Origin of the sequence: Enterobacter sp. WCHEn045836 (genome assembly GCF_003965585.1) — a bacterium.
In the GTDB taxonomy this organism is placed as follows: domain Bacteria; phylum Pseudomonadota; class Gammaproteobacteria; order Enterobacterales; family Enterobacteriaceae; genus Enterobacter; species Enterobacter dissolvens.
This window is the reverse complement of sequence record NZ_RXPT01000001.1, coordinates 366,483-380,653: the sequence shown is the minus strand read 5'-3', so window position 1 is coordinate 380,653 and position 14,171 is coordinate 366,483. Positions and strand designations below refer to the sequence as shown.

Annotated in this window: 11 protein-coding genes; 6 read left to right on the top strand and 5 right to left on the bottom strand. The window is 57.2% G+C overall.

Annotated elements, in window-relative coordinates:
- Positions 1 to 79 precede the first annotated feature (79 nt).
- A complete protein-coding gene (gene narQ / locus EKN38_RS01760) occupies positions 80 to 1,768 on the bottom strand; it encodes a nitrate/nitrite two-component system sensor histidine kinase NarQ (RefSeq protein WP_014832851.1) in 1,689 nt (562 codons plus the stop codon).
- Positions 1,769 to 1,920: 152 nt separating this feature from the next.
- Here narQ and aegA point away from each other — a divergent pair, with 152 nt between their 5' ends.
- From aegA to EKN38_RS01740, 3 genes are all read left to right on the top strand, one after another.
- On the top strand, positions 1,921 to 3,897 hold the full coding sequence (gene aegA / locus EKN38_RS01750; protein WP_126521603.1) for a formate-dependent uric acid utilization protein AegA: 1,977 nt from the start codon (positions 1,921 to 1,923) through the stop codon (positions 3,895 to 3,897).
- Positions 3,898 to 3,964: 67 nt separating this feature from the next.
- The gene (gene nudK / locus EKN38_RS01745; RefSeq protein WP_014832849.1) at positions 3,965 to 4,558 is read left to right on the top strand and encodes a GDP-mannose pyrophosphatase NudK; all 594 of its coding nucleotides are present in this window, start codon (positions 3,965 to 3,967) and stop codon (positions 4,556 to 4,558) included.
- A gap of 105 nt (positions 4,559 to 4,663) precedes the next feature.
- Positions 4,664 to 5,707 carry a DUF1176 domain-containing protein gene (locus tag EKN38_RS01740; RefSeq protein WP_014832848.1) on the top strand — a complete coding sequence of 348 codons (1,044 nt, stop codon included), beginning with the start codon at positions 4,664 to 4,666 and terminating at the stop codon, positions 5,705 to 5,707.
- 43 nt (positions 5,708 to 5,750) lie between these two features.
- Here EKN38_RS01740 and tkt read toward each other — a convergent pair whose 3' ends face one another.
- Both tkt and tal read right to left on the bottom strand, forming a co-directional pair.
- Positions 5,751 to 7,739, bottom strand: a complete 1,989-nt coding sequence (tkt, locus tag EKN38_RS01735; protein ID WP_126521601.1) for a transketolase — start codon at positions 7,737 to 7,739, stop codon at positions 5,751 to 5,753.
- A gap of 19 nt (positions 7,740 to 7,758) precedes the next feature.
- Positions 7,759 to 8,709 (bottom strand): transaldolase, encoded by a 951-nt coding sequence (gene tal / locus EKN38_RS01730; protein ID WP_014832846.1) that lies wholly within the window; start codon positions 8,707 to 8,709, stop codon positions 7,759 to 7,761.
- A gap of 246 nt (positions 8,710 to 8,955) precedes the next feature.
- Between tal and maeB the strand changes: the two genes are divergently transcribed.
- Positions 8,956 to 11,235: an NADP-dependent oxaloacetate-decarboxylating malate dehydrogenase gene (gene maeB / locus EKN38_RS01725; protein ID WP_014832845.1), complete on the top strand. Its 2,280-nt coding sequence runs from the start codon at positions 8,956 to 8,958 to the stop codon at positions 11,233 to 11,235.
- 43 nt (positions 11,236 to 11,278) lie between these two features.
- Here maeB and hemF read toward each other — a convergent pair whose 3' ends face one another.
- Together hemF and amiA are read right to left on the bottom strand one after the other, a co-directional pair.
- Positions 11,279 to 12,178 carry an oxygen-dependent coproporphyrinogen oxidase gene (gene hemF / locus EKN38_RS01720; RefSeq protein ID WP_014832844.1) on the bottom strand — a complete coding sequence of 300 codons (900 nt, stop codon included), beginning with the start codon at positions 12,176 to 12,178 and terminating at the stop codon, positions 11,279 to 11,281.
- On the bottom strand, positions 12,178 to 13,053 hold the full coding sequence (gene amiA, locus EKN38_RS01715; protein WP_014832843.1) for an N-acetylmuramoyl-L-alanine amidase AmiA: 876 nt from the start codon (positions 13,051 to 13,053) through the stop codon (positions 12,178 to 12,180). Before amiA ends, hemF begins: the two co-directional genes overlap by 1 nt.
- 212 nt (positions 13,054 to 13,265) lie before the next feature.
- On the opposite strand from amiA, the gene EKN38_RS01710 reads away from it, so the two are divergent.
- The gene (locus EKN38_RS01710; protein WP_014832842.1) at positions 13,266 to 13,691 is read left to right on the top strand and encodes a GNAT family acetyltransferase; all 426 of its coding nucleotides are present in this window, start codon (positions 13,266 to 13,268) and stop codon (positions 13,689 to 13,691) included.
- A complete protein-coding gene (locus EKN38_RS01705) occupies positions 13,678 to 14,127 on the top strand; it encodes a DUF2919 domain-containing protein (RefSeq protein WP_014832841.1) in 450 nt (149 codons plus the stop codon). The genes EKN38_RS01710 and EKN38_RS01705 overlap by 14 nt, the downstream gene beginning before the upstream one ends.
- Positions 14,128 to 14,171: the final 44 nt, after the last annotated feature.

Sequence of the window (14,171 nt, the reverse complement as noted above, 5' to 3'; positions counted from 1 at the left end):
GAAGACCAAACGTGGAGAAATAAAGGAGATAGTGTAAATTATCATGCGCTTTTCTCTGCGCCTCTCCTTTTACCGTAATTTACCTGTCGGTACCGCCTGTCGGGAAGGTCACGCTCACCAGCGTCCCGCCGTTTTGTGGCCGGGAAAAGTGCAGCGTTCCACCGAGTCGCTCCGCGCGTTCGCGCATAATATTGAGCCCGTAATGTCCTGGCGGCTCGCTGGCCTCGCCAATCCCGATACCGTTATCGCGGATGCTGACGCTGTGGGTGCCGTCAGCAGACGTCACGCAACTGACGGTGATTTCGCTGGCCTGAGCGTGTTTAATTGCATTCAACACCGCTTCACGCACGATTTGCAGTAAATGCACCTGTTTCTGGGCGTCCAGCGCCAGCGAGGAGAGACGGCAGTCGAGGTGCAGCTTCGCCTGCGTCTGGCTCTGTAACCCGTCCAGTGACTCCTGTAGGGCTGCGGGCAGGTTGGTGTGGTTAAGCGTCAGGCGGAAGGTGGTAAGCAGCTCGCGCAGCTGATGCCAGGCGTTGTTAAGCTCGCGGGAAAAGTCGGTGATGATGGTCTGCGCCGGGGCATTTTCCTGCGGGATGGCGCGTTTAAGCAGCGCCAGCTGGATCCGTAAATAGGACAGCACCTGCGCCAGCGAATCATGCAGCTCGCGGGCGATCGTCGCGCGCTCTTCCATCAGCAGCAGCTGCTGGTAGTGCTTTTGCGCCTGGTTGAAGTAAAGCCCGCGCCCGAGCATCGTCGCCACGCTTTTCATCAGCGGCAGGGGAACGTTGCCCGTCTCGCTTTGCCAGCGCAATTCACCGTACAGGGTATCCTGCATCAGCACGGGTAGCGTTTGCAGGGGGATTTCATGCGACTCTGTACCTTCGCTGAGCCGCCAGTCGTCGCTGGTGCGCAACTCCAGGTAGTTCATCTGCGTGTACTCATGCACTATCTGCAAAATATGCCGGAAACAGTGGCTGTCTATCTGGCCGGTATTCAGTGCCTGAGAACATTTAAACAGCATCTCCAGCTGCTGGTGCGCCTCATTCAAATGCCGCGTCTTTTCCGCCACGGAGTGTTCAAGCGAGCGATAAAGCGTGTGCAATTCCCCCGACATATGATTGAACGCCCGGGATAACTGACCCAGCTCGTTCGGCAGCGCGGTATCCGGTGCAGGCGTATCGAATTGCCCCCGCTCAATGCGCTCGCTGGCCGCCACCAGATTATTCAGCGGTAACACCACCTGGCGGCGGATGCGTCGCAGGGTGAAGATCGTCAGTAACAGAATGCCTGTCCCGCCCGCCAGGGAGATGAGGATCACCGCGCGGATTTTATGTTCGGTGTAGTGCTGAAGGGCGAGCACAAAGGCGTCAATCCGGCCGACAAAGTCTTCAATGTGGGCCTGATACCACCCGATATCGCCGCGAGCGATGCGGTTATCCATCTCCTGCCACGCCAGATGCAGCTGCTGATAGCGCGCTTTAACATCGTCCGGCACGTACCAGCGGTTCAGCTTTTGTAGCGCAGGGGCGCCCAGCGTCTGCTGCCAGTTTTCGCGGTGCGCCGCAAGAGCGTCGCTGTTGCGCTGCATCTCATAACCCAGACGATAACTCTGCATTCGCAGTGAACCAGCAATGTTAATGGCTTCTGCGTCGCGCTGGCTGCTAGCGAGCGTCAACAGCGCAACGGTGCTGGTCAGAACGGACAGCACAATAATGGAAATGAAAGCCCGGGCCAGGCTTCCGGAAACGGGTCGTTTAACGGTCACAGAACAGCTTCCTGAAAAAAATTGATCTGCCACAGGTTCACTGGAGATAGTTCGGCTTCCTGGGCATTTGTACATTGCCTGATAGCGCCGCCGTGGGTAAATACACTATTCCTATAAAGAATAAGGTTATTGAACCAAAAACAGGTGTCGTTATGAATCGTTTTATTATGGCCAACAGCCAGCAGTGTATAGGGTGTCGTGCCTGCGAAGTGGCCTGCGTGATGGCGCACAACGATGAACAACATGTGCTGAGCGAGCGCCATTTTCATCCCCGCATTTCTGTCCTGAAATCCGGCGCGAAGAGCACGCCTGTAACCTGTCACCATTGCGAAAACGCGCCCTGCGCGCAGAGCTGCCCGAACGGGGCCATCAGCAAATGCGATGACAGCGTACAGGTGAATCAACAAAAATGCATTGGCTGTAAAGCCTGCGTGGTCGCCTGTCCGTTCGGCACGATGGAGATCGTTGTTACGCCTCTCGACAAGGGCAACGTAAAAGCCTCGGCGCATAAATGCGATCTTTGCCACACGCGCCCACAGGGCCCGGCCTGCATCGAAAATTGTCCGGCACAGGTGCTTACCCTGGCGACGCCCGCCGTGCTGAATCACCTTGCGAAAACCCGCCGCCAGCGCACCGCCTGTCAGGACGCGCAGCCCTGGCACGACGAGGCGGTCAGACCAGACCTGCCGCGTACCCGGCTTGAGCAGATGAGAAACACACCGCCACGCGGGGAGCCGGATAAACTCGCCGCGAATGCACGTGTCAGCCATTTTCAGGAGATCTACCTGCCGTTTCGGGCAGAGCAGGCCTCGCGTGAGGCGTCGCGCTGCCTGAAGTGCGGCGAACACAGCATTTGTGAATGGACCTGTCCGTTGCATAACCATATCCCCCAGTGGATTGAACGCGTTAAAGCGGGGGATATCGCCGGGGCGGTTGAGCTTTCGCACCAGACCAACTGTTTACCTGAAATTACCGGCCGCGTCTGCCCGCAGGACCGATTATGTGAAAGCGCCTGCACCGTGCGTGATGTCTCTGGCGCGGTGACCATTGGCAACATCGAGCGTTATATCTCTGACCAGGCGCTGGCGATGGGCTGGAAGCCGGATCTGAGCGGCGTGACGCCGGTTGATAAACGAGTGGCGGTGATCGGCGCGGGGCCCGCGGGGCTTGCCTGTGCCGACGTGCTGGCGCGCAGCGGCGTGAGCGTCACGGTCTATGACCGGCATCCGGAGATTGGCGGCTTGCTGACGTTTGGTATCCCGGCCTTTAAGCTCGATAAATCGCTGCTCGCACGGCGCAGGGAGATATTCACGGCCATGGGGATCCAGTTCGTTCTGAACTGCGACGTCGGACAGGATGTGCCGATGTCACAGCTGCAACGCGAATACGACGCCCTGTTTATTGGCGTGGGAACCTATCGTTCCATGAAAGCGGGTATTGCGCATGAAGATGCGCCCGGCGTCTATGACGCGTTACCTTTCCTGGTGGCAAACACCCGCCACGTGATGGGGCTTGAGGCGACAACCAAAGCGCCATTTATCGATACCCGGGGGCTGAACGTGGTAGTGCTCGGCGGGGGCGATACCGCCATGGACTGTGTCCGCACCGCGTTACGTCACGGTGCGGCGAAGGTAACCTGTGCCTACCGCCGGGATGAAGCCAATATGCCGGGCTCGAAAAAAGAGGTGAAGAATGCGAAGGAAGAGGGCGCCGCGTTTGAATTTAACGTTCAGCCCGTGGAGTTAACCCTGGCACCAGACGGGCAGGTCAATGGCCTTCGTATGCTGCGTACCGAACTCGGCGAAGCGGATGCGCAGGGGCGTCGTCGGCCGGTGCCGATAGCGGGCAGCGAGTTTGTGATGCCTGCGGATGCGGTGATCATGGCATTTGGTTTCAATCCGCACGAGATGCCGTGGCTGCAGGCGCAGGGCGTTGAGACGGATAACTGGGGGCGAATTATTGCCTCGGTGGAGAGCCGCTATCGCTATCAGACCTCTAACCCGCAAATTTTCGCAGGCGGTGACGCCGTACGCGGCGCGGATTTAGTGGTCACCGCCATGGCGGAAGGGCGACATGCCGCGCAGGGGATCCTCGACTGGCTGGGCGTCAGCGCGTCAAAAACGCATTAAATCGGGTGGGCGACAAAGTGGGGTTCACGGCGTAATATAGGCAGACTCATTGTGTCGTGGAGCCCGTATGACCCTGAAAATTGACGTTATCAAAGACAAAATCCTGTCTGATAATTACTTTGTCCTGCGTAACATCACCTATGATTTAACGCGTAATAACGGGGACGTGATCCGCCACAAACGTGAGGTTTACGACCGCGGCAATGGGGCAACCATTCTGCTTTATAATCGTGAAAAGCAGAGCGTGGTGTTGATCCGCCAGTTCAGGGTTGCGACGTGGGTCAATGGCAATCCGGACGGACGGCTGATTGAAACCTGCGCTGGTCTGCTGGATGACGATGAGCCGGAAGTCTGTATCCGCAAAGAAGCCATCGAGGAGACGGGCTTTGAAGTGGGTGAGGTTAAAAAAGTTTTCGAACTGTTTATGTCGCCAGGCGGCGTGACGGAAATCGTCCATTTCTTTATTGCCGAATACAGCGATGCGCATCGTATCCATCAGGGCGGTGGCGTGGAAGATGAAGATATCGAGGTGCTGGAGTTACCGTTTGTCCGGGCGCTGGAGATGATCCGTTCCGGGGAAATTAAAGATGGTAAAGCTGTAATATTACTGCAGTATTTACAAACAACCGGGCTGATGGCTCCCTCTTTCGAACGTGTGTAGTTTGTTTTTCGGATAAATCTATCCGATAAATCCGATTGAGCAACCCCGGCGGGAACACGAAGATACTGCCCAGTTAAGCGTTTTCGTTCCGGGACTGTGCCATTCATGCGCTACTGCGTTTTTATTCTTTTCCTGATTTGCGTGCTCCCCGCACCGTTGGTGTGGGCTGCACCTGCCCAGCAATCATTCTCAGACTGGCAGGTGACCTGTAATAACCAGAATTTTTGCCTGGCACGCAACACGGGTGAACACCGCGATCTGGTGATGACGCTTAGCCGTAGCGCCGGGGCGAAAACCGATGCCTCGCTGCGTCTCGATCTCGGCGGCCTTTCAGCCCCTTCCGTCAAAGAGCCTGCTATTGCGCCGCGCCTGCTGCTGGATGGCGTGCCAGTCACGCTGGACCGTCAGCACTGGCAGTTAACGCCATGGCATCTGAAAACGGACGATGCCGCGACCATCACCGCATTTCTCAAGCATATCCAGGAAGGGAAAGCGCTAACCCTGCGTGATGGCAAGCAGGCGATCTCCCTGAGCGGTCTGAAGGCGGCGCTGTTGTTTATCGATGCGCAGCAAAAGCGTGTCGGCAGCGAAACCGCCTGGATTAAAAAAGGTGACGATCCGCCGTTAAGCGTACCGCCCGCACCGGCCCTGAAAAAGGTGGCGGTCGTGAATCCTACGCCGACACCGCTCTCCCATGCCGAACTCAACGACCTGCTGGACTACGGTACCTGGCGGATGAATAACAGCCAGTGCTCGCTCGATCCCAACCGGCGGGAAGTGCGTGTTACCGCGCTCACTGATGACAAAGCGCTGCTGATCGTCAGTTGCGAAGCGGGGGCCTATAACACCGTCGATCTGGCCTGGCTGGTGTCACGTAAAAAACCGTTCTCTTCCCGTAGCGTCAGGCTGCGACTGCCGTTTACGCCATCCAGCGGCAGCAGTGAAATGGAGTTAATGAACGCCCGCTTCGATGAGAAAACGCGTGAGTTGACCACCCTGGCGTTAGGGCGGGGGATTGCCGACTGCGGGATCCAGACGCGCTGGCGCTTTGACGGCCAGCGCTTCCGTCTGGTGCGTTATGCCGAGGAGCCCAGCTGCGATAACTGGAATGGGCCAGATGCCTGGCCCACGTTGTGGATCACACGCTAGTTTTGCCGGGTGGCGGTTACGCTTACCGGGCACGCAGGCCGCACTAAAGTACGCTCAACGCCTTCTCAACGACGTTCTCAACGGTAAAGCCGAAATACGGGAACAGTTTGTCGGCCGGCGCCGATTCACCGTATCCCCGCATGCCGACAATGGCCCCTTTCAGCCCGACATATTTGTACCAGTAGTCGGCAATGCCGGCCTCAACCGCCACGCGGGCCGTCACGCTGGATGGCAGGACCGATTCACGATACGCCTCATCCTGTGCGTCAAAGATGTCGGTTGAGGGCAGGGAAACCACGCGCACCGCGTGACCTTCGGCCGTCAGTTTCTCTGCCGCTTTGACGGTGATCTCCACCTCGGAACCGGTGGCAATCAGGATCACATCCGGCTTGCCGCCACTGTCCTTCAGAATGTAACCGCCGCGGGCAATGTCTTTTACCTGCTCAGGCGTACGCTCAATCTGCGCCAGGTTCTGACGCGACAGGATCAGCGCCGTCGGTCCATTATGGCGCTCTACCGCCAGCTTCCAGCCCACCGCGGCCTCGACCTGATCGCACGGACGCCAGGTGCTGAAGTTTGGCGTCAGGCGCAGGCTCGCCAGTTGTTCAACCGCCTGGTGAGTGGGTCCGTCTTCCCCAAGCCCGATGGAGTCATGGGTGTAAACCATAATCTGCCGCGCTTTCATCAGGGCCGCCATGCGCGCGGCGTTACGGGCGTATTCCACAAACATCAGGAAGGTGGCGGTGTAGGGCACAAAGCCCCCGTGATGGGCGATGCCGTTGGCAATGGCGGTCATCCCGAACTCGCGTACGCCGTAGTGAATATAGTTTCCGGCGATATTCTCTTTCAGCGATGTCGAGCCAGACCAGATGGTCAGGTTGCTGGGGGCCAGATCCGCCGAGCCGCCCAGCAGTTCAGGCAGGATTGGGCCAATCGCATTCAGGGTGTTTTGCGACGCCTTACGGGTGGCGATTTTGGCCGGGTTGGATTGCAGGTTTTCAATCAGCGCCTGCGTTTTCTCTTCCCAGTCCTCCGGTAAACCTCCGCTCATGCGGCGGGTGAACTCGGCCGCCAGCTCCGGGTAGGCCTGTTTGTAGTCGGCAAATTTCTCGTTCCAGGCGTGCTGGGCTTTTTCACCCTCTTCACGGGCATCCCAGGCGCGGTAAATCTCTTTCGGAATTTCGAACGGCGGATATTTCCAGCCCAGTTTCTGCCGGGTCAGCGCCACTTCTTCATCACCCAGCGCCGCCCCGTGTGCCTCTTCTTTACCTGCCTTGTTTGGCGAGCCAAAGCCGATAACCGTGCGGCAGATAATCAGCGACGGTTTGTCCTTCACGCTCTGCGCTTCCTGAATCGCTTTTTTCACCGCCTCGGGATCGTGGCCGTCAATTTCATGCACCACATGCCAGTGATAGGCCTCAAACCGTTTTGCCGTGTCGTCGGTAAACCAGCCCTCGGTTTCCCCGTCAATGGAGATGCCGTTGTGGTCATAGAAGCCAATCAGCTTGCCCAGCCCCAGCGTGCCCGCCAGCGAACAGACTTCATGGGAGATCCCCTCCATCAGACAGCCGTCACCCATAAAGACGTACGTGTAGTGATCGACGATGTCATGGCCCGGCTGGTTAAACTGCGCGCCGAGCGTGCGTTCCGCAATGGCCAGCCCAACGGCGTTGGCTAAGCCCTGTCCCAGCGGCCCGGTAGTGGTTTCCACCCCTGGCGTATAGCCAATTTCCGGGTGGCCGGGGGTTTTTGAGTGCAGCTGGCGGAAGTTTTTCAGCTCTTCGAGCGGCAGATCGTAGCCCGACAAATGCAGCAGACTGTAGAGCAGCATCGACGCGTGGCCGTTAGAGAGAATAAAACGGTCGCGATCGTACCAGGTGGGGTCGTTGGGGTTGTGCTTCAGAAAGTCATTCCACAACACTTCGGCAATATCTGCCATGCCCATCGGTGCGCCAGGGTGGCCGGAATTGGCTTTCTGCACGGCATCCATACTGAGGGCGCGAATGGCATTGGCTAACTCTTTACGGGACATAGTTCACTCCGTGGCAAGGTTAAAGTTTGGCGGCGAGAAGATCTTCAAGTTTGCGCTGGTCGACAGCGAACTGGCGGATGCCGTCCGCCAGTTTTTCCACGGCCATGGGGTCCTGATTGTGCTCCCAGCGGAATTCCGCTTCGGTCATGGCTTTCGGTTTGGGTAATACGGTGGATGTGGGCACCAGCTTACGGATTACCGTTTCGTCGCTCTCCTGCAGCTTTTTCAGCAGGTCAGGGGAGATGGTCAGGCGGTCACACCCTGCCAACGCCAGGATCTGCTCGGTACGGCGGAAGCTGGCCCCCATGACGATAGTCTCGTAGCGGTGCTGTTTGTAGTAGTCGTAAATATTACGTACTGACTTCACGCCCGGGTCTTCCTCCACCACGTACGGATCCATCGGCTGTTTTGCCTGATACCAGTCGTAGATGCGCCCGACGAACGGTGAGATCAGGAATACGCCCGCTTCGGCACAGGCGCGTGCCTGCGCAAACGAGAACAGCAGCGTCAGGTTGCAGTGGATCCCCTCTTTTTCCAGCACTTCCGCCGCGCGGATGCCTTCCCAGGTGGAGGCGAGCTTAATCAGAATGCGTGATTTGTCGATCCCCTGCTCCTGGTAGAGTTCGACGAGGCGGCGGGCTTTATTGATGCTCTTCTCTTTATCGAAGGAGAGGCGGGCGTCGACTTCGGTGGAGACGCGCCCCGGGATGCTTTTCAGAATTTCCGCACCGAAATTAACCGCCAGCTTGTCACTGGCTTCGGCAACCTGTTGTTCCTGGGTTTTACCGCGCTGTTTGCCATAGGCAATGGCGTCATCAATCAGGTGACTAAAATGGGCAAGTCCTGCCGCTTTGAGCAGCAGCGACGGGTTGGTGGTTGCGTCTTCAGGCTGGTAGTGCCGAATCGACTCGATATCGCCGCTGTCTGCAACCACGGTTGTGAATTGTTTGATGCCGTCAAGTTGGTTCATAAGTCATGACTCCTTGAAAATAAAAGCGTTAGACGAGTGCGTTAGTTCACACTTCTGGAAAAATCATGATGGACTTAACAAAAAAGCATAGCAGACGGGGGAGGCATTGCTTTTGAGACGGGTAACATGGCTGTTATAAATTGATAACAATTTTTAATGTGTGATGGTGAGAGTTTGGCAGCCTTCAAAGTTTATGCGGCAGCCTGCGGCGATACTATCTGACCGATACGTAAAAGGAATAACAAGATGGACGATCAGTTAAAACAGAGTGCCCTTGATTTTCATGAGTTTCCTGTCCCGGGTAAAATCCAGGTTTCCCCGACAAAACCGCTGGCAACCCAGCGCGACCTGGCGCTGGCCTACTCGCCGGGCGTGGCGGCACCGTGTCTCGAAATTGAAAAAGATCCGCTGGCCGCCTACAAATATACCGCGCGCGGCAACCTGGTCGCCGTGATCTCTAACGGTACGGCGGTGCTGGGCCTGGGCAACATTGGTGCGCTGGCTGGTAAGCCTGTGATGGAAGGGAAGGGCGTTCTGTTCAAGAAATTCGCCGGTATCGACGTGTTTGATATCGAAGTGGACGAACACGATCCCGATAAATTCATCAACGTCGTGGCGGCGCTGGAGCCAACCTTTGGCGGGATTAACCTCGAAGACATCAAAGCGCCGGAATGTTTCTACATTGAGCAGAAACTGCGTGAACGTATGAACATTCCCGTGTTCCATGATGACCAGCACGGGACGGCGATCATCAGCACTGCCGCCATTCTTAACGGTCTGCGCGTGGTGGAGAAAAATCTCTCTGACGTGCGCATGGTAGTTTCCGGCGCGGGTGCGGCGGCCATTGCCTGTATGAACCTGCTGGTGGCGCTCGGGATGCAGAAACACAACATTGTGGTCTGCGACTCCAAAGGGGTGATCTACAAAGACCGCGAACCGAACATGGCGGAAACCAAAGCAGCCTACGCGGTGGACGACGACGGCAAGCGTACGCTTGAGGAGGTCATTGACGGCGCGGATATCTTCCTGGGCTGTTCAGGCCCGAAAGTGCTGACCCAGGAGATGGTGAAGAAGATGGCGCGTGCGCCAATGATTCTGGCGCTGGCGAACCCCGAGCCGGAAATCCTGCCGCCGCTGGCGAAAGCGGTGCGTGAAGATGCCATCATCTGTACCGGTCGCTCCGACTACCCGAACCAGGTGAACAACGTGCTCTGTTTCCCGTTCATCTTCCGTGGGGCGTTGGATGTAGGCGCGACGGCCATCAACGAAGAGATGAAGCTGGCGGCGGTGCACGCCATTGCGGAGCTGGCCCATGCCGAGCAGAGCGAAGTGGTTGCTTCAGCGTATGGCGATCAGGATCTGAGCTTTGGCCCGGACTACATCATTCCAAAACCGTTCGACCCGCGTCTGATTGTCAAAATCGCGCCAGCGGTCGCGAAAGCGGCAATGGACTCCGGCGTGGCAACGCGACCTATTACTGATTTCGATGCTTACGTGGATAAGCTCACCGAGTTTGTCTACAAAACCAACCTGTTTATGAAGCCGATCTTCTCTCAGGCGCGTACCGATGCGAAGCGAGTGGTGCTGGCGGAAGGGGAAGAGGCGCGCGTGCTGCACGCCACGCAGGAGCTGATCACCTTAGGGCTGGCGAAGCCGATCCTGATTGGCCGCCCGAGCGTTATTGAAATGCGTATCCAGAAACTGGGCCTGCAGATCAAACCGGGTGTTGATTTTGAGATCGTGAATAACGAATCCGACCCGCGCTTTAAAGAGTACTGGAGCGAATACTACGCGATCATGAAGCGTCGCGGGATCACTCAGGAGCAGGCGCAGCGGGCGGTGATCAGCAACACCACGGTGATTGGCGCAATCATGGTTCATCGCGGCGAGGCGGATGCGCTGATCTGCGGCACCATCGGTGATTACCACGAGCATTTCAGCGTGGTGCAGGAGATCTTCGGCTATCGCGACGGTGTGCACACGGCCGGGGCGATGAACGCGCTGCTGCTGCCAAGCGGTAACACCTTTATCGCCGATACCTACGTCAACGACGATCCAACCCCGGACGAGCTGGCGGAAATCACCGTGATGGCGGCCGAAACCGTGCGCCGCTTTGGTATCGAACCGAAGGTGGCGCTGCTGTCGCACTCTAACTTCGGCTCCTCTAAATCTGCGGCGGCGTGCAAAATGCGTCAGACGCTGGAGCTGGTTCGCGAGCGCGCGCCGGAGCTGATGATTGACGGTGAGATGCACGGCGACGCTGCGCTGGTGGAGAGCATCCGCAACGAACGTATGCCGGACAGTCCGCTGAAAGGCTCAGCGAATATCCTGATTATGCCAAACGTGGAAGCGGCGCGTATCAGCTACAACCTGCTGCGCGTCTCCAGCTCTGAAGGGGTGACCGTGGGGCCGGTGCTGATGGGGGTGGCGAAACCGGTGCATGTGTTAACGCCGATTGCCTCTGTACGCCGTATCGTGAACATGGTGGCGCTGGCGGTAGTGGAGGCGCAGACGCAGCCGCTGTGATTTATTGCCCTCTCCCTTTGGGAGAGGGGCGGGGTGAGGGGGGTTAAACCCAGTCCCGAACCTGAATAAACTCACTCAGGGCAGCCTCCGGGCTGCCTTCTTTTGGCGCGTAGCAGTACTCCCAGCGCACCAGCGGCGGCATTGACATCAGAATCGACTCCGTGCGCCCGCCGGTCTGCAGGCCAAACAGCGTTCCGCGATCCCACACCAGGTTGAACTCCACGTAGCGCCCGCGACGGTAAAGCTGGAACTCGCGTTCACGCACGCCGTAGTCGGTGTTTTTACGCCGTTCAACAATGGGCAGATAGGCGTCGGTATAGCCTTCGCCCACCGCGCGCATAAAGCTGAACGCGGTATCAAAATCAGGCGTGTTCAGATCGTCAAAGAACAGCCCGCCGATGCCGCGCTGTTCGTCGCGGTGTTTTAAGTAAAAGTAGTCGTCGCACCACTTTTTGTATTTCGGGTAAACGTCTTCGCCAAACGGCAGGCAGAGATTGCGCGCGGTGGTGTGCCAGTGCACGGCATCCTCTTCAACGCCGTAGTAGGGGGTCATGTCGAAACCGCCCCCGAACCACCAGACCGGATCGGCCCCCGGTTTTTCCGCGATGAAAAAACGCACGTTGGCGTGGCTGGTCGGGACAAACGGGTTGTGCGGGTGTACCACCAGCGAAACGCCCATTGCTTCGAAGCTCCGGCCCGCCAGTTCAGGACGATGCGCCGTCGCAGAGGCAGGCATCGCATCACCATGAACATGAGAGAAATTGACGCCAGCCTGTTCGAAGATACCGCCGTTTCGCAATACGCGGCTACGCCCACCGCCACCGGCTTCGCGCTGCCAGTTATCTTCCTGAAAGTCACCGCCGTCTACGGCGGCCAGTTTCTGGCAAATCTCATCCTGCAACTGCAGCAGGAAGGATTTGACCCGCTTTGCATTCGGTTTCATCAACGTTTCCTGGAGTGCGCTTTTTGATTATCGAACCAGTTAAAGTAACTGATAATGCCGGAGGCGATGGCACTGGCGATCTTCTGGCGAAACGCCGTGGTGCCGAGCAGACGTTCTTCCTCCGGGTTGGTAATAAAAGAGGTTTCGACCAGTACGGAGGGAATTGACGGTGACTTCAGCACCACAAACGCTGCCTGCTCGGTACTCCTGCTGTGCAGGCGATGCACCGGCTTAATCTTCTTCAGGATGTGCGAGCCGAGCGTCAGGCTGTTTTTAATGGTGTCCGTCTGCACAAGGTCAAACAGCACCTGCTGTAACAGATGATCTTTGTCGGTCGCTTTTTTTCCGGCCACCTCATCCGCGCGGTTTTCACGGTCCGAGAGGTATTTTGCCATGGCGCTACTGGCCCCACGGTTGGAGAGGGCGAACACTGACGCACCCGCCGCCGACGGGTTGGTAAAGCCGTCCGCGTGAATGGACATAAACAGATCGGCCCCGTGCTGGTGGGCAATCTCCACGCGGTCATACAGCGGAATAAAGGTATCGCCCGTGCGCGTCAGACGGGCGTCAATGCCGTTGCTGCGTAAAATCGATCGCACATTTTTTGCAATCGCCAGTACAACATGTTTTTCTTTCGAACCGTTTTTGCCAATGGCACCGGTATCAATACCGCCGTGGCCCGGGTCGAGCATGACCAGACGCTTCGCGCCCGGTTTTTTGGCTTTGGGTTTGCTGTGTCCGTTACTGGTTTTAAGCGTGCTCTCTTCTTTTGCCTGAGCCTGCTGTGCGATGCCCGTTAACGTTAAGGCCGCCAGCCCCGCTTTGAGAACCTGACGACGCGATGTGAGTGCTTTTAATGGTTTGAATGTGCTCATGCGGCCTGAATAGTAAAAATTGCGGTCCTGGTGTTATATCGTATCGCGTTTAGCGTTACGACAGTCCTTATTGAGAATTGTTTTACTTTTCATTTCAATACGTGACAAAGTGACATTATGCCAAATTTTGGCGAGATTTTCCCCGGTTATTGGCTAAATGCCCTGTTCGCGCCATAATCACTGTTTTTAAACCCGAAAAGGCGGTTAATACCATGGAGATACGCGTTTTTCGCCAGGAAGATTTCGAAGAGGTCATTACCCTTTGGGAGCGCTGCGATTTGCTGCGTCCGTGGAACGATCCAGAGATGGACATTGAGCGTAAGCTAAATCACGACGTCAGTCTGTTTCTGGTGGCGGAAGTGAACGGCGAAGTGGTGGGCACGGTGATGGGCGGTTACGACGGTCATCGCGGCTCTGCTTATTATCTGGGCGTTCACCCGGAATACCGGGGGCGCGGCATTGCCAACGCGCTGCTCAATCGTCTTGAGAAAAAACTGATCGCTCGCGGTTGCCCTAAAATTCAGATCATGGTGCGCGAAGATAACGACGTGGTGCTGGGCATGTATGAACGTCTGGGCTATGAACACGCTGACGTGCTGAGCTTAGGTAAGCGTCTGATCGAAGATGAAGAGTATTGAGATCCACCCGGCAGATTACGACGCGCAGGGGCGTGTCAGGCTGCCTTTCTTATTCTGGTGCGTACTGTTGCTGCAGGCCCGCACCTGGGTGCTGTTTGTCATGGCCGCCGCGTCCCGCGGACAGGGCGATACATTACTGACGCTCTTTTATCCCGATCACGACGCCTTTTGGCTCGGCCTGTTACCGGGCGTACCGGCGGTGGTGACGTTTTTGTGCAGCGGCCGACGACAGGCGATCCCACGGCTTTGGCGTGCGCTTCGCTGGCTGCTGATCCTGGCCCAGATTGCGCTGCTCTGCTGGCAGCCTGTGCTCTGGTGGTATGGTGAACCGCTTACGGGCATCGGCATTGCGCTGGTGGTCGCCGACATCGTGGCGCTGCTGTGGCTGCTGACTAACCCCCGCTTACGCGCCTGTTTTACGCATGAGTCAGATTAACGCGGCACTTTTTGCCGATGCTGCACTCCAACAAGCGTTGATTT